We start from the raw sequence: 20395 nt of genomic DNA, 5'->3' as shown, positions 1-20395 counted from the left end.
CGACCAGCCCACCGGGCTGCTGGGACAGAGCCTGTTCGGGCTTGGTTGAAGCTTCGTTCAAGCATTGCTCAGTTCAGGCCTGCTTGAGAGATCGTTGCCGTTTGACAAGAAGGAAGATCACAACGACCGCCGTCGTGGTAAAACTACCAATCAAGTAGAGAATCCTTCTCCTTGAGTGAACCGTGGGATCGATGACTGGGTCATCGTTGGAGAATCCCTCGGGATGCCAGAGGTATCCATCGAACGTCGACCCATGACCGACGTAGGGAGCCGGCCTCTCCAGACCGGGACGATTGGCGTCTTCGGCTGCGTTTGCACTCGTTGCGATAAGGATTGCGACTGCCGCCAGGTTGATCGCGAGAATCGGCGAAAACAACGCTCGAGAAAACATTTTCGCGCTCCTGTTCATCGGCGGTTGGGTGAGTATCCGGTTTCTGCGAATCCTGGACTTTGACCAATCTCAGTAGTTCGGTGATCGGGAATCGAGGGAGCGTCAGGGCGTGACAGACTCAAGCTCCTCCATGAAAATGACTTGTGCTCAACCCGTCACTCACGGAGGGTACGATGCGCAAGTCCACCGGCACCCTGACACCCGCCCAAGTCTACCGCTACGCCGTTCAGGCATTCCAGCCCAACCCCTCGGTCATGCGGAGCCAGGCCAAGAGAGGCACGTGCTCGTTCTACGGTTACGCCACCGCCTACGTGATCCGCAAGGGCTCGCGATACACCATGGCGTTGATGGCCGCGACTCGAAAGACGACGATGACCGAGGTCGTCCGCGAACTGCTCCGGCAGGTCCGCGCCGCCGGGATCAAGGTCCGCTTCACGGTCCTGGATCGCGGATTTTACAGCGTCGAGGTGATCCGCTATCTCCAGCAGGCGCGGACGCCGTTTCTGATGCCTGTGGTCGGTCGCGGACGTTCGGTGAAACACCCACTGGGTCCCAGCGGCTCGAACGTCTTCAAGCCGTGCAAGGGTTCGACTGGGTGAAACAGGCGTACCGAACCCGGTTCGGGATCGAGACGAGCTATCGTCAGATGAATCAATGCCGGATCCGGACGACCTCGAAGCGATTCGAGGTCCGGTTCTTGTACGTGGCGATCGGGTTCCTACTGCGAAACCTTTGGATTTGGCTGCATCATGCGGTGCTCTCGAAACCGCGTCGCGGGGGCGGAGAACTTCACCTGGAGCGGCTGCGATTGAGGACGATATTGCTGTGGCTTTTCGAGGCAGCCATTGAAATGTATAGCCTCGTGGATACGACGTTGTCTGAAAGGCTTCTGCCAGATGCTGTTACGTCGTAGTACCTCGAAGGCCATCAATCCGAACTACTGAATTTGGACGATCCGCGTTGATGGGGCGTCCATTTCGCTAGATGGCTTCGCCAACGGGCCGGACGGCGCTGCGATCTGCCGACTGAGCTATTCGGCCTGGGCCTACTTCGCCGGGCCTGCGGACTCCTCTCCGCAGGGCTTCAGCCGCTACGGGGTGAGCGGGCTCGGTGCGGTATTCGATGTGTGCCGCGTCCGTGTAGGCGATCTGGTCGTACTCTTCAGCGTTAGCGAACCCGCGAACTGAGCCGCCTAACCCGGCGCCGATGCGGACCCGGATCGGGCACCCGAATGAGGTCTGGGTGTTGTATCGCCATGCCTGAAGGCAGGGGCTTTGCGGCTAGGTGGGGTAAGCCAGGGCTCCCGACGCGCGTGAACGGCTACTTATACTCAATGCCTTCCAACTCGACGAGGACAACCCTATCCTTCTGGTCGAGCACAAATCGGAGTTGCACTTCCACCTCCATCACATCTTTGAATCCCACGAGATAGCGATGGCTGTGGTTTTCGCCTTCAGCCTTGCGTTCAACCAAGGTCAACGACGCGATCTTTCCGAGCAATTTGAAATCCGTTATTGCCTGTACTTCGTCTTGTTTGATCTTCGTCCAGAACTCGGCGGTGTAGTCCTCGGCTCTGGCGACGCCGTCAAGGAGATTTTCAAGGATGACCCGGATGCGTTTGGTAATGCCAGGCTCTGTATCCGGAATTGGTTTGAACTGATCCAAGAAAAGTCGTTTCATGTTGTTGAGCAGCGGCATGGGCAATTGTGTCATCTGTTCGCTGATACGAGGGATGTCGTAGTAGTGCTCGCCCTTCGTGAGCTCGGCCGCCAAGTTGAGTTTCACCCCGTCGGATAACCTTGAAGCCGGAAAGAGGTGAATGTCGCCGGACTTGAGGTCGAAGATGTTGGAATACTTGGTGCCATTCTTGCCGTCCTGTAAACAGGCCCGCAAAATACCCGCGCCGTTGGCCACGGTGGGTTCGGGCGCGGGCGGCAACATCTTGTCGAGGGTTTTCTGTCCGTAACCGAAACCACGGCACTGGGAGCCTTCATCAATCTGCAACTTGCCATCCTTGGCACCGATAATCACAGACTTGCCGCTGCTGTCAGCAACAAGGATCTTGGCATGGGCGAAACTCAGTTCACGGTATTGTCGAAAGAAAGCGATGGCCTCATCGACGGTGGCACAGGTCTCCAGCATCCGCTCACTCGGATTCCCCCGAGCGACCTTCATGTCGGTGCCAGGCTTCCATTTTCCCATGGCCCCCGCCACCCAATCGAAAGCGAGGCCTTTCGTGTTCAGCCCACCTTGCGCCCAGCCGTGGTCGAATCCGACATAGGCACAACCCAGATACCCATCGCCCTCAGGGGCGAACCAAATTCTCGACTTCGGATTCGACCAGTCTTCGTTGTTGCAGAACAAGACCCGATTGGCGTCGGTGATCACAAATATGGTGCAGGCCTCCACGCTTTGCACCGTGAAGGCTGCGAGGGCGGCGAGTAGTCCTGGGACCAGCCGTTTGGCATTCATCGTTTGTCCTTTCGGTCTGGGTTGCTGAGCAATTCTGACGAAACCTCTTGCTGCTTCAGATCAGCACACAAGCAACCACAGACAACAAGTAATGGGCTCACGATTGAGTAACCGAAATCCAACGCGAATGCGATACCCGCTCCTGCGGGTCGTCCAAACCTGCGAGCAGGATGCTGGCTACTTGCGGCGGCAACGCTGACAAGCGCAGGCTACCTTCTCGGCTCATACCGCATCGCCACCGCCCCAGACCCGAACTCCAGCCGGCTCACGAGCTTTAAGTCGACGTGCTTCGATAGCCCCGCGAACAACGTCGGCCCATGGCCCGCAAGCTTGGGCTGCACTACGAACTCGTACTCATCGATCAATCCCATCTCCGTCAACGCCAGCGGGAGCTTCACGCCTCCTACGAACAATCCCTTGCCCGGCTCCCGCTTAAGCTGCTGAACGGCCTTCTCCAGGTCCCCGCGCACGAGCTCTGCGTTCCAATCAACCCGGGCCAGGGTGCTCGACACGACGTACTTCTTCGCCGCGTCGATCGTCCGGGCAAAGGGTTCCATCCAATCGGGCCTCGCCTCCGACCCCGCAGGCGGCCGAAACGCCGCCTCCATCATCTCGTAAGTCACGCGGCCAAAGAGGAGAGCATCGGCCCTGTCGAGGTTTTCGACCGCGTGACGATGCAACTCTTCGTCCGGGATTATTGCGTGATGATCGCAGCACCCGTCCAATGTGACGTTGATGGAATAACGAAGTGGTCGCATGAAATATTACTCGCCTTGCCGATTGATCATGTGCTGTTCTCGCTGGCAATTCATTCGGCACCTCCGTCCGCCATTCTACAGGAGCAGCGAGGCTGGATCGAGTGCGTCAATCCACCAGCACCCTCTTCAAGTGGGCGTCGTCCTTGTCCACATGCGAGTAGACCTTGGCCAGCATCGAGCCGTCCGTGTGGCCGATGAGGCAGGCGAGCCGGCTACGCCGTCGGGTTCTGCGCGACTGTCGGCCCTTTTGGCTGAACCGCTACGATCCCTCTTGCGGGTCCGGCAGCCTCCGCTCGGTCTCCTCCCGGAACCAGTCCTCGAACCCTTCGGGAAGCCCCTCGGCTGGCGGCAGGTAGGAGAGCTTCCCGCCCGAGTAGAACGACAGCATCACAATCTCGTCGGTGTTACGGTCGCGGGCCTCCAGGTAGACGCCGTCGTTGTCCACGTCGCTGCCGAAGATGATCTCGTATTCCCGGCTCCAGTCCATCAGATGGCTCCTGGGCGGTTATTATCGCACGATTGGACGAAAATAACGGCATCGGGAGGCTGGGGCAACGTCCTCGAGGGTGTGGCATCCGGTTGGCCACGCCCGGCAAGGCCGATTCGGGGCGGTCGTCGGGGGCGTGAGATTCACGCACAGATGGGCCAGAGCACGGAATCCGTGTACCGCACGGCATCCTGGTATTCCCCACCCTTGACGCGGCGAGGCCAATGAGCGTGGGCCGAATGGCTCTCAACTCGCGGCCAAGGTCCTCCGCACCAAGGTCCGGCCGATCCCCAGCCGCCGCGCGATCTTCGAGCGGCTCATCCGCTCGGCCTTGAGCCGACGGACCAGCCTCGCGTCGTCTCCAGACACAAAAAGGGGGACATAGCAAATAATCGTCTCAGGTAAGCGACGATTATTTGCTATGTCCCCCTTTTTGTTTCCGATCGCCCGATTGAGCCAACGCCTCGTCCACGCGGTATTCCGCGTGCATCAGCGTCAGATCGTCGACTTCACGCCGGGGCGTCCGCACTTCCTCGCTGGCGTGAAGGCCAGCAAAAAGGGCCTGCCCCGGTCTCGCTGGCTGAGGAGCCTTGGGGTGCTCGATCAGGTCGTGGTGTGGTTCAAGCCGGTCGATCCTCCCGAGTGGATGACGGCGGAGGAATATGCCGCGTTGCCGGACACGCTGGTGGTTCGCGAATTGCGGTATGACGTCGGACGCCCGGGGTTCCGGAAGAAGCATGTGACGCTGGTGACGACGCTCCTGGACGCGGAGTTCTATCCGCTGGAAGCGCTCGCGAAGCTCTATGGCATGAGGTTGCGAGTGGAGCTCGATCTACGCCACTTGAAACAGACTATGAAAATGGATGCACTGAAGCACATTACTGTTGAAAGCATTCTCAAATAACTAGTAGTCTATGCAATCGTTTACAATTTGGTGCGTATCGTAATGATTGAGGCGGCGAAACGTCAAAGAGTGGACGTGGAGCGGATCAGTTTCATCGACGCCTTGCGTTGGTTGATGCATGCGAAACCGGGAGGCGAGCTACCAAAGTTGGTGGTCAATCCTGATCGAGCCGATCGCGTCGAACCCCGAGTGAAGAAGCGGCGTCCGAAGCAGTATGATTTGATGAGAAAGCCACGAGCGGAATTGCGCAACAACCTGATGAGCCAAGGAGTTAATTCTTAGCTTCATGCCATTCCTATGTCCCCCTTTTTTCCTCCGTCTGAGCAGGTCATGGATCCGGTCCAACGTCCCGTCCCGACGCCACTGGTTGAAGTAGCGCCGGACGGTGCTCTTGGGGGGCGGGGGAAGTCGATGGGCAAGTAACGCCACTGGCATCCGGTGCGGAGGAGATAGAGGATGGCGTCGAGGACGTCCCGCACGGCGGAATGCGCCTCCTCACCGCTTTCGCGGATGGCTCACAGACTTCTCTTATAGACATACAGCCGGTGTTTTGATCCCTTCTTTGACGTAAAAGTATCGGGACGCGGCAGGCCAGGAGCTCCCGCCAAGCAAACCGTAAGCACCCCATCTTTTATCATATAGATTCCTGATGTTGTTCCTTTGTCATATCCCCTATCGATAACCCAATCCATGGTCTTGGGAGTTTTTGAAGCATCGATGGTGTAACGGCCCGCCCGCATCCCGTAGAGGACGAGTTCGTCATTCTCGAAGACCAAATCGGGTTCGGTAAGATAGACAACAAGCACATCGCCGTCAGCCTTGTAAGATGACGTGAACCAGGCGCCTTGAATTTTCGCCTTGTCGGCTTCCGACGCTCCCTCTTTCGGGGCAGCGGCAGAAAGTGCAGCACAGGCCAACAGAATTGTCGCGACGTACATTCGCATGACCTCTCCTTAGACCCTAACAAAAAGAGCGGAGAAGAACGTTCAAGAAGATGATCGCACACGCTAACAACATGAACGGACACAAAAAGGGGGACATAGCAAATAATCGTCTCAGGTACGCGACGATTATTTGCTATGTCCCCCTTTTTGTTTATTTCCTCCTCACTTCAAAGTTTTCTCTTGTAGACGAAGAGTTGGCGTTTTGACCCCTTCTTTGAGGTGAAACTATCTGGACGTGGCAGGCCAGGAGCTCCCGCCAAGCAAATTGTAAGCACGTCATCCTTGATCGTATAAATCCCCGCAGTCGTACCCTTGCCATATCCTCTGTCGATAATCCAATCCATCGTCTTGGGAGTTTTTGAAGCATTGAGGGTGTAACGACCCAACCGCATTCCGTAGAGGACGAGTTCGTTATTCTCGAAGATCAAATCGGGCTCGGTAAGATAGACCTCAACGGATCCACCATCGATCTGGCTAGACGACGTGAACCAGCCGCCTTGAATTTTCGCCTTGTCTGCGTCCGATGCCCCCTCTTTCGGAGCATCGGCAGAAAGCGAGGCACAGGCCATCAGAATTGCCACGACGTACCTTCGCATGGTCTCTCCTTAAGTCTAAATAGTTCCCTGCCAAAGGGAAAGTAGCCCTGCCCCTATAATTCATGCAGAGGACTGCACCGACGACTCAACACGGACGAACATTAACGACGCCCATGCTCTCCCTTTCGACGACTCAGCGCGACGAACTCTTGGCGATCTACCGCAAGGATTCTGATCCCGAACTCCGCTTTCGCGCCCACATTATCCTCCTGTTGGCTGACGGCCATCCCTGGGACAACATCGAGTCCATGCTCTTCTGCAGCTCACGCACTGTCGACCGCTGGCTGAAGCGGTTCCAGGCCGAGGGCCTCGAAGGGTTGACTGGGAGGAAACGGGGCCGGCCCTTTCGGCTGGGCTTCGGCTGGGTCGCCATCCTCGTGAACTGGGTGACCACCACGACCCCCAGCGACTTCGGTTTCCTCCGCAGTCGCTGGTCGTGTGTGTTGTTGGCCCTGCTCTTGCGAGAAAGAGAAGGCGTTCGCGTCAGCCGGGAGACCGTCCGTCGCTGGCTCCATCGCGGCCACCTGGTGTACCGGCGACCCCGGCCGACCCTGAAGCCGGACGAAGACGAGAGGCAGGTCAAGCTGGCTGAACTGCGGAAGCTCCTGGAAGAGCTGCCCGAGGACGAGACGGCCGTCTGGCAGGACGAAGTCGAGGTTCACACCAACCCAAAGATCGGCCGGATGTGGATGTTCAAAGGCCGACAAGCGAAGGTCGAGACCCCCGGGACGAACAAGAAGCGGCACATCTCCGGCTCAATCCACTGGCGGACCGGCCAGGTGTTCGTCACCGAGGCGGCCCCCAAGCAAGGGCGCGACGGAGCGTTGTTCATCAAGCACCTCGACGACCTGCGCCGCAGGCTGCGACGCTACCGCAAGATCCACGTGATCTGCGACAACGCGGGGAGCCACACCAGCCTGGAGGTGATCCAGTACCTCTGGAAGCACGAGGGTCGAATCGAAGTCCATCTGCTCCCCGCATACTCCCCGGACCTGAACCCGATCGAGCGGGTATGGTGGCATTTGCACGAGAACATCACCCGGAATCATCGGTGCAAGGATCTGGAGGAATTATTGGATCGAGTCTTCACCTGGCTGGGACAGGCAAACCCTTTCCAGATCGAGGGTTCGGCTTACCCAAAAGCCAGGGCCGCCTGATCTACTTTCCCATTTGAAAGTTTCTATTTAGGCTCTGTCAGAAAACCATCATCGGACCATCAAACGCAGATGTCGCTCAATGAAGGCTAGCTTGATCATGCCGCCGAAGTTCTTGGCCGTCTTCTCGAACCGCGAGAACACCCGCCGGCATTCCTTCAGCCAGCCAATCAGGTTCTCCGTTTACCAGCCATAATGCCTCCAAAGAGAGGTGCCTTTATCGGCCATCCGCGGGCGGCTACACCACCTCCCGCCGATGGCCGATGATGTTCGAGATTCACTCGCTGTCGCGGGACTTGGGCTTGGTTATATTTGCAAAAGCATCAGAATGTGACCATCCCCGGGGACACGTTCGGATCCGGGTCATCCGCTCCCGCTCTTCGGCGTCGGCCCAGATCACCCACTGCCCGCCCGGAGTCGGTAGCTTCCGGGCATGGACCCACCCGACGCGGATCCAGCGGTGCAGCGTGGCCTGCGGCATCTTCAATTCCCGGGCCAGATCCGTCAGCAACCACTCGTGCTCGCCCAGGACGCCCGGCCCCGACACAGCTCGCGGGCGCGGACCCGTTCGACCGCGTTTGGCGAGCAGACTGCCCAGAATCACGCTCGTGAACCGCGCCGACCGCTTCGGGGGATGGAAGCCCTCGCAGTTCAACTGCTCGGCCACCTCGGCCAAGGTCCGTCCCGCCTCGCGGAGCTCGTCGATCCGGCCCAGGAGCATCGCATAGCCGGCCATCTGCTGATAACACTGCACCGGACGCTCCAACGCGTGGCCGCTGGTAAAACTACCGTCCCATTGAATGTTCACATCAACACATTCGCTGTTGCCACGAACCGTAACGACGACCTCCTCAATCATGAGTCGGACGATCCGCTGACGATCCGCCGACGTCGTCGCCGGTGCATGCCAAAGCGCCGGCAGGTCTCGCGCCAGGGCGCGGATCTGCTCACGCTCGCAAGCCGACAAGCTCCGGGGCTGATCGCGGTCGAACCGGGCGTATTCCTCCTCGAGACGGCGCTGCTCCTTCAACGCCTCCTCCCATCGCCGCTCCAGTTCCCGCAACACCAGACGGTTCTCCGGTTCGACCGCGTCGTACTGCCGCCGCGCCCGCTCGGCCTCGAAGCGGGCGCGTTCCACCCGCTGCCGCCAGTTCCGGTGCAACTGCCCGCGCTCCTGATCGAGGTCGTCGGCCGCCGCCAAGTCCAACTCGAGCGCCGCCGGCTCCAGGGCCGCCAGGACCTGAGCAGCCACCAAGTCATCCAGGACACTACCGGCCAGGCCCTGGCACAAGGGTGCGGCGTATTCCACCATTGCCCGGGCGCAGTAATAGCGCAGACGATTGGCGGGGCCGCCATAGGTGACCATCATCCGCTGTCCGCAACGGCCGCAACGGAGGATCCCCCCCAACAGGGAGGGTCCCTGACGCACCGCCCCCTTCGCATCGCTCCGGGCGCGGTTGGCCGCCAGCCGCTCCTGGTTGGCCCGGAACCGTTCCGGCGTGATGTAGGCCGGGCAGCGGCCCTCCAACAGCACCGCACAGTCCTCCGGCTTGTTGATCGTCCGCCCCGTCCCGGGACGGCCGGGCACCTTCCGCCGCGGGTCGAGAGTACGACACCCATGACGGTAGTAGCCAGCGTAAACTGGATGATGTAATACGTTTTGAAGTGTTTCTCGGTTAGGGCGACGCCATTCCAACTTCCCTCGATCGGGCCCGGAGTGGGGGCGGACCGGCAGGCGGATCCCGTGATGCACCAGGTAGCGGAGCAGGCCGTGCAAGCTCCCCTGGCGATCGAATTGGTCGAAGACGATCCGCACCACCTCTCGAGCCTGCTCGTCGGGATCGAGGGCCAGGCCGCGGCCGGGTTCGCGGACATAGCCGAGCGGGGCGTGGTTGAACAACTCGCCGCGGCGCGCCTTGTTCAGCCGCCCTTCGTGCATTCGGGTGCGGAGGAAGTGCAACTCGGCCTCGCTCATGATCCCCTTCATGCCCAGGAGCAGGCGGTCGTTGAAGTCGGTCGGATCATACAATCCATCGTAGTCGCCCAGCAACGCCCGAAACAAGCCGCACGAGCGTACCATCGGGACCCAGTCAGGGTCGTGGCGGGCCAGACGACTGGCATCCTGGCCAAGGAGAATGCCGACATGATCAAGGCTAAGTTCGGCGAGAATGTACTGGATGCCTCGCCGGCCCTCGACCGTCTGTGCCGTGCGTCCTTGGTCTGCGTCGACGACCTCGACGCGGTCGCGGGGCCAGCCGAGCGCAACGGCGACCTCGGCCAGAGCATATTGGCGTGCGGTCGACTCCTTGTGCTCGGCCACCTGCTGGGGGCTGGACTGGCGGACATAGACGATGGCTTTGCGATCGAGATGATGGTCGCGGACCTTGGCGGGGCGTAACGCCAGCAAGTGAGCCGGCACAATCACAGGACGAGTTGCAGCGGAGTGCGTTGGCGAAGCGGAGGTGGAATCAGGAATGTTCATGACTCGCCTCCTTCCGCACCGCCCTCGGGAGAGACTTGGCGATGATCTGGCTGAGCATCATCAGGACTTCCTGACGCCTCGGCGCGGGCAGGTCCGACCAGGCTTGGGTCAGTGGCCGGGGAAGCCTCTTGGGCTTCGGGCGCGGGGGGGGACTGCGGATCGGTGATGGTGGGACATAGCGACCCTCCGAGTGATCGACCGAGCGATTCGCCGCGATGTGACCGGCACCACTGCGCGAGCTGCAGCAGGGCGGTTGTGCTGATTCTAGGCGGCCCGGCTTCCGCGGTACAGACTGTCACTTGAGGGGTAGTCCGGGTGGGACATCTCGACGATGCTCCGCCTCCGGTAGACGTCCTTGGGAAAAAAAGGGGGACATAGCGGAATGCCACGAAGATAGCGCACAAATCGTGAACTGAGAACAAGTTGTCACTTATTGAGCACAGGAGGGACGCTCGGCATCATCTTGGTTGATTACAACGCCACTCGGGTGCTGATCGGAGCCCTCCCATGCCACCGCGTATCATCCCCATTCTCGGCCGACTGCGCCAAGATATCGCCGCCGGATTGGCCAAGGAAACCATCGAGGAGGCGTGCCGCCAGTGCCACTACTCCTGGCGGAGACGGATCCTCGACCCGGCCACCACCATCTACCTGTTCTTGCTCCAGGTCCTCCACGGCAATACCGCCTGCCAACATGTCGTCCACTTCGGCAACTGGTCGTTCACCGACAGCGCCTACTGCCAGGCCCGAAAGCGGCTCCCGCTGGCCGTCTTCCACTCGCTGCTCGAAAAGATCGCCGCCACATCCCGAGCCGCCACGGAGGGCGGATCGCGATGGCTCGAGCATCGGGTCTGGCTCGTCGACGGCTCCAGCTTCTCCATGCCCGACGCCCCCGAACTCCAAGGCCACTTCGGCCAGCCCGGTAACCAGCGCAAGGGCTGCGGCTTCCCCGTGGCCAAGTGGCTGGCCCTGTTCGACCTCACCACCGGCATGCTGCTCCGCTCGGCGGCGGCGCCGTTGCGCAGTCACGAAATGTCACGGGCCGCGGCGATCTCCCAGGAGTTGGAACCCGGCGACCTGGTCCTGGGCGATCGCGGGTTCTGTTCCTATGCCCATCTGGCCCTGCTGGCTGGCCGCGAGCTGCACGGCGTGTTCCGGATCCATCAGAAGCAGATCGTCGACTTCACCTCAGGCCGGCCGGGAACGAGGGGCGGGTCGAAGGACGTGCCGGGGTTGCCGCGCTCCCGGTGGGTGCTGGCGCACGGGGACTCCGATCAGGTCGTCGTCTGGTTCAAGCCGAAGAAGGGGCCATCGTGGATGCCCAGGGAGGAATACGAGGCGTTGCCGGACGAGATCACCGTGCGTGAACTGCGTTATCGGGTGGAGGTCCCGGGCTACCGCGTTCGCGAGATCACCCTGGTGACGACCTTGCACGATGCGGTGGCGTACCCGGCCGAGGCGCTGGCCGAGCTCTACTTCCGGAGATGGCAGGTGGAGATCAATATTCGACATCTGAAAATCAGCATGCAAATGGATGTATTGTGCTGCGAGACGGTGGACGGTGTGTTGAAGGAACTGGCGGTGTTCACGCTGGCCTACAATCTGGTGCGGTCGGTGATGGGCGAGTCGGCTCGACTGCAAGGTGTGGATCCCGATCGGATCGGTCTGGTCGACGCGGTGCGTTGGTTGATCGGGACCGAAGAGGGGGACTTGTCGGTGCTGGTGGTCAACCCGTCGCGCCGCGGCCGGGTCGAGCCGCGGGTCAAGAAGCGAAGGGCGAAACAGTACATGCTCATGAAAAATCCGCGGTCGGAACTACGCAAGTCGTTGCCGAAGAAGCACTTTTAGCCTAACTTCGTGGCATTCGGGACATAGCGATTTTTTCTTGCTAGCGCTCGCCTACCTGCGATACAGTCGGGCCATGGCACGAACCGCTCGGGCCTCCGTGGGAGGCCTCTGCTATCACGCTCTAAACCGCGGCAATCGCCGCGAAACGGTCTTCCACAAGGCGGGCGACTACGATGCGTTCCTCGGCGCCATGGCGGACGCGACCGCACGCACGCCGCTGGATCTACTCGGCTACTGTCTCATGTCGAATCACTTCCACTTGGTGCTTCGGCCCCACGCCGATGGCGACCTCAGCCGCTGGATGCAGTGGCTTCTGACGGCGCACGCGCGACGCTATCACCGCCACCACCATACAACGGGACATGTGTGGCAAGGTCGTTTCAAGGCCTTCCCGATCGAGGCCGACGAGCATCTGCTCACCGTCCTGCGTTACGTCGAGCGGAATGCGTTACGCGCCGAGTTGGTGGTCCGGGCGGAGGACTGGCGGTGGTCGAGCCTGGTCCCCTGGTTGAGTGGCCAGGGAATGCTCTGACGCGGCAAGCCGCCGTTGCGTGACTCGCGTTGGTTGGAGCGTGTGAACGAGCCGCTCTCGGCGGTCGATCTGAATCGCCTGCGGCATTCGGTCGAGCGCGGGAAGCCGTTCGGCGGTGAGTCGTGGACGCGCGTTACGGCCGAGCGTTTGGGGTTGGAATCGTGCCTCCGTGCGCGCGGGAGGCCGAAGAAGGAGCGGACCTGAGACGATGATTTGCGATGTCCCCCTTTTTGTGCGCTGGGCAGCGGCGTCGCCGCCGCCGAGCGGAGCAGCATGCCGGTGGTGAGATCGAACAGGGCCAGCCACTTGGCCACGGGAAAGCCGCAGCTCTTGCGCGGGTTGCCGGGCTGGCCGAAGCAGCGTTGCAGCTCGGGTTCGTCGGGCATCGAGAAGCGGGAGCCGTCGACGAGCCAGACCCGATGCCCGAGCGATCGTGATCCGCCCTCCGTGGCGGCTCGGGACGTGGTGGCGATCTTCTCCAGGAGCCGGTGGAAGACGGCCAGCGGGAGCCGCTTCCGAGCCTGGCAGTAGGCGCTGTCGGTGAAGGACCAGTTGCCGAAGTAGACAACGTGCTGGCAGGCGGTGTTGCCGTGGAGGACCTGGAGCAGGCACAAGTAGACGGTGGCGGCCGGATCGAAGAGTCGTCACCGCCAGGAGTGATTCGACTGACGACACGCCTCTTCGATGGTTTCCCTGGACAGTACGGCGGCGAGGTCTTGGCGCAGTCGGGCGAGGATGGGGATGATACGCGGCGGCATGGGAGTGCTCCATTCAGCATCTGGGTGGCGTTGTGATCAACCACGAGGATGCCGAACGTACCTCCCGTGCTCAATAAGCTACAACTTATTCATAGCTCAAGGTTTGTGCCTATCTTCGTGGCATTCCAGGCAGTCCCCTTATGACCCCGGCGAAACGAAGAGAGGATATGCGTCTCCACGCATATCCTCATTGCAATCCACGGATTTTGCCCCAACGGGAGTGGGGTCGGATTAGTGGGCTTCCGTCGGGCCGAAGTCGAATGTCCTGATGATCGCTTCGACCTGGTTGCGGAACGGAGTGGCGGGGTCCTGGACCGTATTGGAGGTGACGACCAGGCTCTCGTTCCGTCCGAAGAGGACGAAATAGAGGTCGTTGTGGACCCGGAGCTCTCCTTTACCGTTGGTCGCGGCCCCCTTCAAGACCGACTCCGCGCGGTAGACCTTGCGGTTGGTGGCGGCCCAGTTCGCCTCGGGTAGCCAGGCGTGCGGCCCCGGGATGACGTTGAACTTGTTCTGCCGCCACTCCTCCTTGAGCATCTTGAGGTGGAACTCAGGGTCGCGATTCAGGCGATCGGCCTCGGCATCCCCCGTCTTGATGACGCGTTGGAACTCCAGGGTGTCAGGACCACCCGGGCGCAGCCGGACCAGCTCCATCGAGAGGTCATCCGGCGGCCGGCCCGGACGGAACTCTTGCGGATAGCGGAAATGGAACTTGCCTTGCGGGTCGTCATAGCTCAGCCACGAGTTCTCCTCGGTCGCCACGGGGGCAGGTTCGGGGAGCGGCAACGCTGCGCCTGTGTCATCGATCCGACGGTCGATGATCAGTTCCCGCGTCACCGACTGGCGGAGCCGGCCGCTGGGAGGGAGCGGGGTGACTGCGGAGGTTGCCATGCGAAGCTCGACAATGGCCCCCCGCGCATCCACGAGCTTTTCTTCCTTCTCTCCGTCTTTGCTCTCGGGCGGCGGTGCGAAGCTGAACACAAGGCGTGCATTGACCGCCATACTGCCCAAATTGGATCGGGCCGGCGACCGCCCCGTCACCCCGATGACAGCCTCCCAGTTCGGCCCCTCGGCCGCCTGGCGCACCTGCTGCAACGTGGCGGTCAGGGGCAGCGCGATGGACCCGAGCAAGGCACGCCCCGCCGTCTTCGAGGCGGTCCACCGGTCACCGACCCGGGTGGGGATGGTCGGCAGCAGCGCGGCGAGATCGGGCAGGAAAATTTCCCTGCGAATGATCGTGTACTCGTCCTCGCGCAGACCTCGCCCCTTGGTGAGGCTCAGGACGAGGGGATCACCCCCCTCGTGAGGCTGATACCAGATCATCAGGCCCTTCAAAGGGTCCGCTCGCGATGGCTTGGTGTTCGGGTTGGGGGTGATCCGGTAGGAAGCGTACTCCCGAACCCCGGCCCTGATCTGGTCCCCGCCGGTCAGTTGGGCCGGACGCTCGCGATAGTCGGTCTCCTGAGTCGCTTCGGTCCGCTCAGGCGTGCCCTGGGCCTTGTCGGTGGCGACCTTGATCGTGTCGCTCGTGACCACGCGATACTGGCCGATCGAGCCGGACGAGCTCTTCTCCGTTTTCTCGTAGTGCTCGGCAAACCGGAACTTCGTCACCAGGTCGGTCACTGAATGAGACTCGCCTGAGGACGGCGAGGCCGGGGCCGGGGCCGAGGCCGCCTGCTGGCCCAACGCCGATCCCACCCCCAACGAGGCTGCGAGTAAACCACCCCAGACCGACCCGATAGATCGCCTCCACCGCATGGGAACGCCTCGATTTCGAAATATATGGTGGAACCGCCGAACGCCGACCCCATAGACAAAGAAAAAAAGAAGAGAACGGCCCCGGCCGTAGCCGAGCAGGGCAGGGCCGTGCTACTCCGGTTTTGCATCCGGATCGGGACGCGGAGAAGACTCCGCCGCGTCCCGCCAACGCAGCGAGCCGATCAAGCGAAGATCCTGGTCGCCGAAGGCTTTGACCTGGTTATCCGCCTGGGTGAACGTCGCAAGCAACTGATCGCCGTCCGGGCTGGCGATCAGGTAATAGTACCAGACCAGGCCGAGGTTCCCCTCACGCCCCTGGACGCCGACCTTATAGCGGAAGCCGCCCGCCGGGTCACCCTCGACTTCCCCTTCGCCAAGGAACGAGGCAAACCTTGACCCCAAGGCGCTCCGGAGGTCGTTGCGGAACTGCTTCAGATCCTGGTGCCGCCCCTTGCCCGCGTTCGGGCCATTCAAGAGGTTGCACTGCGCGACGACCACCCCTCGGTCGAGCCGCTTGAGAACCGTCAGCCGCCGATCGTCCCAATAGGTGTGCCAGTTGCGGTCGTGACTCAGGGTGTACTTCCCGTCGGGCGAGATCAGAAGCAGTTGCTCCTGTTGCGGGTCGGGCTCCGCCGCCCCCCCGGCGAGCGCATCGTCGGGAATCGAGGCCGAGGGCTCGACCGGTTGCCGGGTGACGGTCAGGGTGCTCTTCACCTCCAGGCCCGCCTCAACCGCGCCCGGCTTCCTCGCTTCGGAACGTTGCAGGTGCAGCCGGTCGATTCGCCCGGCCGCGCGATCGAGATTCAACGTTCCCTCGAAGAGCATTTTCCCTTCGCCGCCGAGCACCGACCCCCGGACATTCCCTTCCAGGTGGATTTTGATCGTTTGGGCGTCGATCGACTCAACCTTGGCCTGAAGTGCGTTATCAATGAGGGAGTCGTACGAACTGAGGGACCGCGCCGCGTCGTCACCGACCGTCCAGGAATCGCCCACCTTGACCCGCTTATCCGTGAGCAGGGAGGCCAGGGCCAAGGGATCTCCTGCGCCTTGCACCAACTCCAACTCGGAGCGAGTCAACGGACCACCAGGGCTGAAGACGACCACTCCCCCCGCGCGTGGTTCGGCCACGAGCAGGGCGACCTCCGGCCGGAGCACCGCGGCCGTCGGCCGGATCTCACCGTTGATCGCCGAGGCCGCCTGGCTCACCTTGCGGACCACCCGAGTGGCGCGCCCCGGCTTCCCCACGGGGTCGGTCACGAGCACCCGCTCGAGGAACTCGAGCCGCGTCTCGACCTTCAACTTCAATGGCTTGACGGGCTCGGACTTGGCCGCGCCAGGAGCAGGGGCCGGCCGATAGAGTCCCTCGGCCTTCAAGGTGACGAGCACCTTGGTCGAGTCGCCCACTTGTGCGGAGTCACGGAGCTCCACCGTCTCCTTCTCCTTGGCGTCGGCCCCGAAGACGGTCAGGCCTCCCCCAAGAATCACCAGCCCGATCATGGAACCTCTGAACGCGGCCATCCGTAGCTCCTCATTGGTTCAACGAACTTCCCGACTCAAAGCCCAAACCGCAAGCTCGCCCCTCATCCCTTTGTTTAATCCCCCTGTGGGACTTCGGGGCCAGGACGGAGCGAGAAGGCAAAGCCCATCCGATTGTGGGAGGGTGCGGACCAGGCCGATCGTTGAATCGCCCCATGAACCCCAAGCCGGCGTCGGACTTCCGACTCGGGTGATTGAGTTCCTCTCAGGCTGAACCTCCTCTGAACTCTAGTAGGTCCGCAACCACGCTGTCAATTCCGCACGCCTCCCCGGATGCGATCGAACAGGCCGCGCTCGCCTTTCAAGTCAAATCCCTCCCCACAAAAGGGAGCCCCACGCGATGCTGCCACGCCCTCAAGCTTCCACACCCTCAAATCTCTCTGACTTGTTCCTAAATCTGGGGATCCGGATGGCAAATCCTCCAAAATCTGCATGCACGCCACAATGCGTTTGTCACAAATCGGTCAGGTTCTCGTAATTCGAAATGAAGAGAGGTGTGACCGCGGTAGTCTTGCGGAGGATCGGGGTTCTTCTTTTGTCCGACCGCATTCCCAGTACCGGCTTGATGGTCGGAATTCCGAAAGAAACGATTCCCACCGAAAATGCAATCGGGATGGGAACTTGGGGCAGGACTTGTCCGTCAAATGGTGGGGTCGTGAACCGAAATCTCCGAACAAATCCGCGAGTTAAAACGTCTGTTTGAAACCAGCGTTTGAAGCGGTGGAGAACGCGGCGGATCGAGGGATTGGTGTCGGGGATCCCTGATTATTAACGACCCAAAGGCATCTGGTTTGCGTAGAAGAAATGGGAATGCGAACCTGGGAAGAGGGCTCACTCTCCGAGAGGGAGAGGGCTTTCTTGAAGTAAAGAAGGATGCGAAGATTTAAATAGGCTAGTGAAGTACACCGGTCGGTATCCCCTTGTGCTAAGGAATGACGGGTTGCAACGGGTTCGAGGATGAAGGGGTTCGCCTGGGGAGAATTCCGAGGATGGGGAGCAGCTATTGCCACCCGGCCCTGAAGCAGCTGAAGGAGCAACAGGCTCGGTTCGCTCCGAAGCAGGAGCGACTCGAACAGGTTGATCGGGCCGAGACGTTGCTAGGGGAGATTCAGCCGGAGAAGCAGTATCCGTACGAATATCTCTGGTATCGCATCAAGGGATATCGCCCCGAAACGGCCCCCGAGCTTCTGTTGGAGGGGAGTGGGGTTCGCCACGACCTTCGTCTCTTCATTGAGGATCTGTCAGGGACGGTAGGGCAAGCGGTCGATCAAGCGGCGGAGCCGGTGCTGACGGTCGAGGCGGTCTGTCTCCGCTTCAACGTGTCGACCCGGACGATCACGCGGTGGCGGCGACAAGGGTTAGTGGCCCGGCGATTCGTCATCGACGGGCGCACCAAGGTCGGGTTTCTCGAGTCGAGCGTGATGCGATTCGTTGAGTCGCACCGCGACCAGGTTGACCGGGGGACTCGGTTCCGACAACTCACTGACGAGGAGCGGGACGAGATCATTCGTCGCGCTCGTCGGATGGCGCAGGTCGGCCAGGGGGGCCTGGTCGAGATTGCGCGGAGGATCGCTCGTAAAATGGGACGCTCCACGGAAACCGTTCGCACGACGCTGAAGAGCTACGACCGCGGTCATCCCGACCGGGCGATCTTTCCCCCGATGGCCGGTCCTCTCGACGAGGAGGCCAAGGGGCAAATCTACCGACTCTATCGCCGGGGCGTCTCGGCCGAGGTCCTGGCCACGCAATTCGGTCGGACCCGCTCGAGCGTCTACCGCGTCATTAACGAGATGCGTGCCTTGCGGATCTTGAGCGTAAAGCTCGAGTTTATGCCGCACCCGAGCTTCGACGATCCCACGGCCTCCGAGACGATCCTGGGGCCCATGCCCCTGCCGGCCGACGGTAAGGCACCCCGGCGCACCAAGGCACCCAAGGGGCTCCCCCCTTACCTGGCAAGCCTCTATGAAGTTCCCTTGCTCGGGCGCGAACAGGAAGCCCACCTCTTCCGCAAGATGAACTACTTAAAGTGCCTCGCCAACCGGCTCCGCGACCAGATCGATCCCAGCCGGGCGCGCACCAGCGACCTCGACGAGATCGAACGGCTCCAGGAAGACGCGTTGGCGGTCAAGAACCAGATCATCCGCTCCAACCTCCGCCTGGTCGTCTCCATCGCCAAGCGGCACGTCGGCCCCTCGAATAACTTCTTCGAGCTGGTCTCCGACGGCAATATGTCGCTCATCCGCGCCGTGGAGAAGTTCGACTACGCTCGCGGCAACAAGTTCAGCACCTACGCCTCTTGGGCGATCATGAAAAACTTCGCCCGGACGATCCCCGAAGAGAACTACCGACGCGACCGGTTCGTCACCGGACACGAAGAAATGTTTGAAGCGGCCGCCGACACCCGAATCGACGAGCACGAGTACGAATCCGCCCAGCGCCGGAACCAGGAAGCCGTCAAGGGGATGCTCGGCCGACTCGACGATCGCGAGCGGCGGATCATCATCAGCCGCTACGGAATCAACGGCGTCAGCGAGCAGACCCTCGAGCAGCTCGGTCGCGAGCTTGGGATCACCAAGGAACGCGTTCGGCAGATCGAATCACGCGCCCAGGATAAGCTTCGGAGGATCGCCATCGAGGAAAAACTCGACCTCCCCATGCTCTAAAACTCAGCGCTTGGAAGAAGATCGAAGATTTCGGGAGGACCCTCTTGCCAAAGGCTCCGCCCCCCGCTAATATCGTCCGTTCATGAGGTTGCTCCAAAAAACGGAGTAACGACGGGACGGCTTCGACCGCGTTTCACCGGCGGCCCCAGAAATCGCCGCTGGCCGAACGCGGTCGTGTTCGCTCTCAAGACCCTGCGGGCAAAACCAAAGGGAATTGGAGCACACCGCCCTGTCACTGTTCCTGCCAAGTCGAATTTCGCCGAATCGGCGAAAAATGATCTTGCAACGAACAGTTACGACGGTATATTTGGGAATTTCATGGCCTTGCCGATGCTGGCGTAGCTCAACTGGCAGAGCACCGGTTTTGTAAACCGACGGTTGTGAGTTCGACTCTCACCGCCAGCTCTGGTGTTCTGCCGTAGGGAAGTGAAGTGAGCCACGTAGTACCGACTAGGATCAACGTAGGCCAAATGAAGAAAAGTCGGTGCTAGGGACGCAAGTCCAAGTCGGGTGGATACCCAAGTGGCCAAAGGGGGCAGACTGTAAATCTGCTGGCTCTGCCTTCGCAGGTTCGAATCCTGCTCCACCCACTGCCGAACCGTTGCGAAGAGAGGTCCTCTAAGGAAGTTTGAAAAGAAAGGGCCTCGAGAAGAGAAGCGAGAACAGGTAAGCTAAGACCCAGGGTAAGGCCAAATACGAGTCTCCCCCGATCCACACCTTCGGCCGATTTTATTACGGCCTGAGCGGTTGCATGCGGGTGTAACTCAATGGTAGAGTACCTGCCTTCCAAGCAGGCAACGTGGGTTCGATTCCCATCACCCGCTCTCAGGTCTGGTGGCGGGGAGTTGAGATTTGGCCGACTGCTGAACCCTGTTTCGCTCGACTTTTAACTTCGCGACGAATTCGGTTTTGAAGCAAATGCTGCCGTGGCTCAGTTGGTAGAGCGCGTCCTTGGTAAGGACGAGGTCCTGGGTTCAAATCCCAGCGGCAGCTTTTGGGCGACGCCCAAGTCCGGGCGGTGCGAGTTGGACCCAGAGGTCGGCCCCAGGCCGCTGGGTAGTCCCGCCCGGAGCGGACCATTGTTGACGTGTGGGGCGGCTGGGCGGGTCCCC

Annotated in this window: 17 protein-coding genes, 4 tRNA genes and 1 pseudogene; 10 read left to right on the top strand and 12 right to left on the bottom strand. The window is 61.1% G+C overall.

Translation table 11 applies throughout. The annotated features are described in order from the left end of the window. Positions 1 to 73 precede the first annotated feature (73 nt). Positions 74 to 391 (bottom strand): hypothetical protein, encoded by a 318-nt coding sequence (locus SINAC_RS02595; RefSeq protein WP_015244142.1) that lies wholly within the window; start codon positions 389 to 391, stop codon positions 74 to 76. A gap of 242 nt (positions 392 to 633) precedes the next feature. Between SINAC_RS02595 and SINAC_RS42150 the strand changes: the two are divergent. Beyond that, positions 634 to 1304, top strand: a pseudogene (locus SINAC_RS42150) (transposase); the annotation flags it as partial. 407 nt (positions 1305 to 1711) lie between these two features. Here SINAC_RS42150 and SINAC_RS02585 read toward each other — a convergent pair. From SINAC_RS02585 to SINAC_RS39595, 4 genes are all read right to left on the bottom strand, one after another. Continuing rightward, a complete protein-coding gene (locus SINAC_RS02585) occupies positions 1712 to 2863 on the bottom strand; it encodes a C45 family peptidase (RefSeq protein WP_015244141.1) in 1152 nt (383 codons plus the stop codon). 209 nt (positions 2864 to 3072) lie between these two features. Further along, positions 3073 to 3621, bottom strand: coding sequence for a dihydrofolate reductase family protein (locus SINAC_RS02580; protein WP_015244140.1), 549 nt, complete (start codon positions 3619 to 3621; stop codon positions 3073 to 3075). A gap of 259 nt (positions 3622 to 3880) precedes the next feature. Then, positions 3881 to 4108, bottom strand: a complete 228-nt coding sequence (locus SINAC_RS02575; protein WP_015244139.1) for a hypothetical protein — start codon at positions 4106 to 4108, stop codon at positions 3881 to 3883. Between the two features lie 246 nt (positions 4109 to 4354). Beyond that, entirely contained in the window at positions 4355 to 4477 is a 123-nt protein-coding gene (locus SINAC_RS39595; RefSeq protein ID WP_020467416.1) for a helix-turn-helix domain-containing protein, read from the bottom strand. Between the two features lie 52 nt (positions 4478 to 4529). Between SINAC_RS39595 and SINAC_RS37825 the strand changes: the two genes are divergently transcribed. After that, on the top strand, positions 4530 to 5012 hold the full coding sequence (locus SINAC_RS37825) for a hypothetical protein (protein ID WP_020467417.1): 483 nt from the start codon (positions 4530 to 4532) through the stop codon (positions 5010 to 5012). Positions 5013 to 5296: 284 nt separating this feature from the next. On the opposite strand, the gene SINAC_RS41720 is transcribed toward SINAC_RS37825, so the two are convergent. The 3 genes from SINAC_RS41720 to SINAC_RS02555 form a co-directional block, all read right to left on the bottom strand. Beyond that, positions 5297 to 5491, bottom strand: a complete 195-nt coding sequence (locus SINAC_RS41720) for a transposase (protein ID WP_157579403.1) — start codon at positions 5489 to 5491, stop codon at positions 5297 to 5299. A 36-nt stretch (positions 5492 to 5527) separates the two neighbouring features. Then, positions 5528 to 5950 carry a TIGR03067 domain-containing protein gene (locus SINAC_RS02560; protein WP_020467419.1) on the bottom strand — a complete coding sequence of 141 codons (423 nt, stop codon included), beginning with the start codon at positions 5948 to 5950 and terminating at the stop codon, positions 5528 to 5530. A 173-nt stretch (positions 5951 to 6123) separates the two neighbouring features. Continuing rightward, on the bottom strand, positions 6124 to 6552 hold the full coding sequence (locus tag SINAC_RS02555) for a TIGR03067 domain-containing protein (protein ID WP_015244136.1): 429 nt from the start codon (positions 6550 to 6552) through the stop codon (positions 6124 to 6126). Positions 6553 to 6665: 113 nt separating this feature from the next. Here SINAC_RS02555 and SINAC_RS02550 point away from each other — a divergent pair, with 113 nt between their 5' ends. Then, positions 6666 to 7709, top strand: a complete 1044-nt coding sequence (locus tag SINAC_RS02550; protein ID WP_015244135.1) for an IS630 family transposase — start codon at positions 6666 to 6668, stop codon at positions 7707 to 7709. A gap of 274 nt (positions 7710 to 7983) precedes the next feature. Here the strand turns inward: SINAC_RS02550 and SINAC_RS02545 are convergent, their stop codons facing one another. After that, the gene (locus SINAC_RS02545; RefSeq protein ID WP_015244134.1) at positions 7984 to 10188 is read right to left on the bottom strand and encodes a recombinase family protein; all 2205 of its coding nucleotides are present in this window, start codon (positions 10186 to 10188) and stop codon (positions 7984 to 7986) included. A 507-nt stretch (positions 10189 to 10695) separates the two neighbouring features. Between SINAC_RS02545 and SINAC_RS02540 the strand changes: the two genes are divergently transcribed. Further along, positions 10696 to 12036: an IS4 family transposase gene (locus tag SINAC_RS02540; RefSeq protein WP_015244133.1), complete on the top strand. Its 1341-nt coding sequence runs from the start codon at positions 10696 to 10698 to the stop codon at positions 12034 to 12036. Positions 12037 to 12073: 37 nt separating this feature from the next. Then, on the top strand, positions 12074 to 12568 hold the full coding sequence (locus SINAC_RS38545) for a transposase (protein ID WP_217265623.1): 495 nt from the start codon (positions 12074 to 12076) through the stop codon (positions 12566 to 12568). On the opposite strand, the gene SINAC_RS41065 is transcribed toward SINAC_RS38545, so the two are convergent. The 3 genes from SINAC_RS41065 to SINAC_RS02520 form a co-directional block, all read right to left on the bottom strand. Continuing rightward, on the bottom strand, positions 12466 to 13182 hold the full coding sequence (locus SINAC_RS41065) for a hypothetical protein (protein ID WP_026012179.1): 717 nt from the start codon (positions 13180 to 13182) through the stop codon (positions 12466 to 12468). The two genes, SINAC_RS38545 and SINAC_RS41065, sit on opposite strands and share 103 nt — an antisense overlap. Positions 13183 to 13557: 375 nt before the next feature. Next, positions 13558 to 15084: a hypothetical protein gene (locus SINAC_RS02525; RefSeq protein WP_015244132.1), complete on the bottom strand. Its 1527-nt coding sequence runs from the start codon at positions 15082 to 15084 to the stop codon at positions 13558 to 13560. A 111-nt stretch (positions 15085 to 15195) separates the two neighbouring features. Further along, positions 15196 to 16602: a hypothetical protein gene (locus SINAC_RS02520; protein ID WP_015244131.1), complete on the bottom strand. Its 1407-nt coding sequence runs from the start codon at positions 16600 to 16602 to the stop codon at positions 15196 to 15198. Positions 16603 to 17609: 1007 nt separating this feature from the next. On the opposite strand from SINAC_RS02520, the gene SINAC_RS02515 reads away from it, so the two are divergent. From SINAC_RS02515 to SINAC_RS02495, 5 genes are all read left to right on the top strand, one after another. Continuing rightward, the gene (locus SINAC_RS02515; RefSeq protein WP_015244130.1) at positions 17610 to 19283 is read left to right on the top strand and encodes a sigma-70 family RNA polymerase sigma factor; all 1674 of its coding nucleotides are present in this window, start codon (positions 17610 to 17612) and stop codon (positions 19281 to 19283) included. A 332-nt stretch (positions 19284 to 19615) separates the two neighbouring features. Next, positions 19616 to 19688, top strand: a tRNA-Thr gene (locus SINAC_RS02510). A 103-nt stretch (positions 19689 to 19791) separates the two neighbouring features. Continuing rightward, a tRNA-Tyr gene (locus SINAC_RS02505) sits at positions 19792 to 19873 on the top strand. Between the two features lie 163 nt (positions 19874 to 20036). Beyond that, positions 20037 to 20107 (top strand) — tRNA-Gly (locus SINAC_RS02500). 96 nt (positions 20108 to 20203) lie between these two features. Then, positions 20204 to 20276, top strand: a tRNA-Thr gene (locus SINAC_RS02495). The last annotated feature ends 119 nt before the right edge of the window (positions 20277 to 20395 follow it).

The sequence above is a fragment of the Singulisphaera acidiphila DSM 18658 genome (assembly GCF_000242455.2).
Classification (GTDB): domain Bacteria; phylum Planctomycetota; class Planctomycetia; order Isosphaerales; family Isosphaeraceae; genus Singulisphaera; species Singulisphaera acidiphila.
The sequence above is the reverse complement of the archived record's forward strand: the minus strand, read 5'-3'. Positions and strand labels throughout refer to the sequence as shown.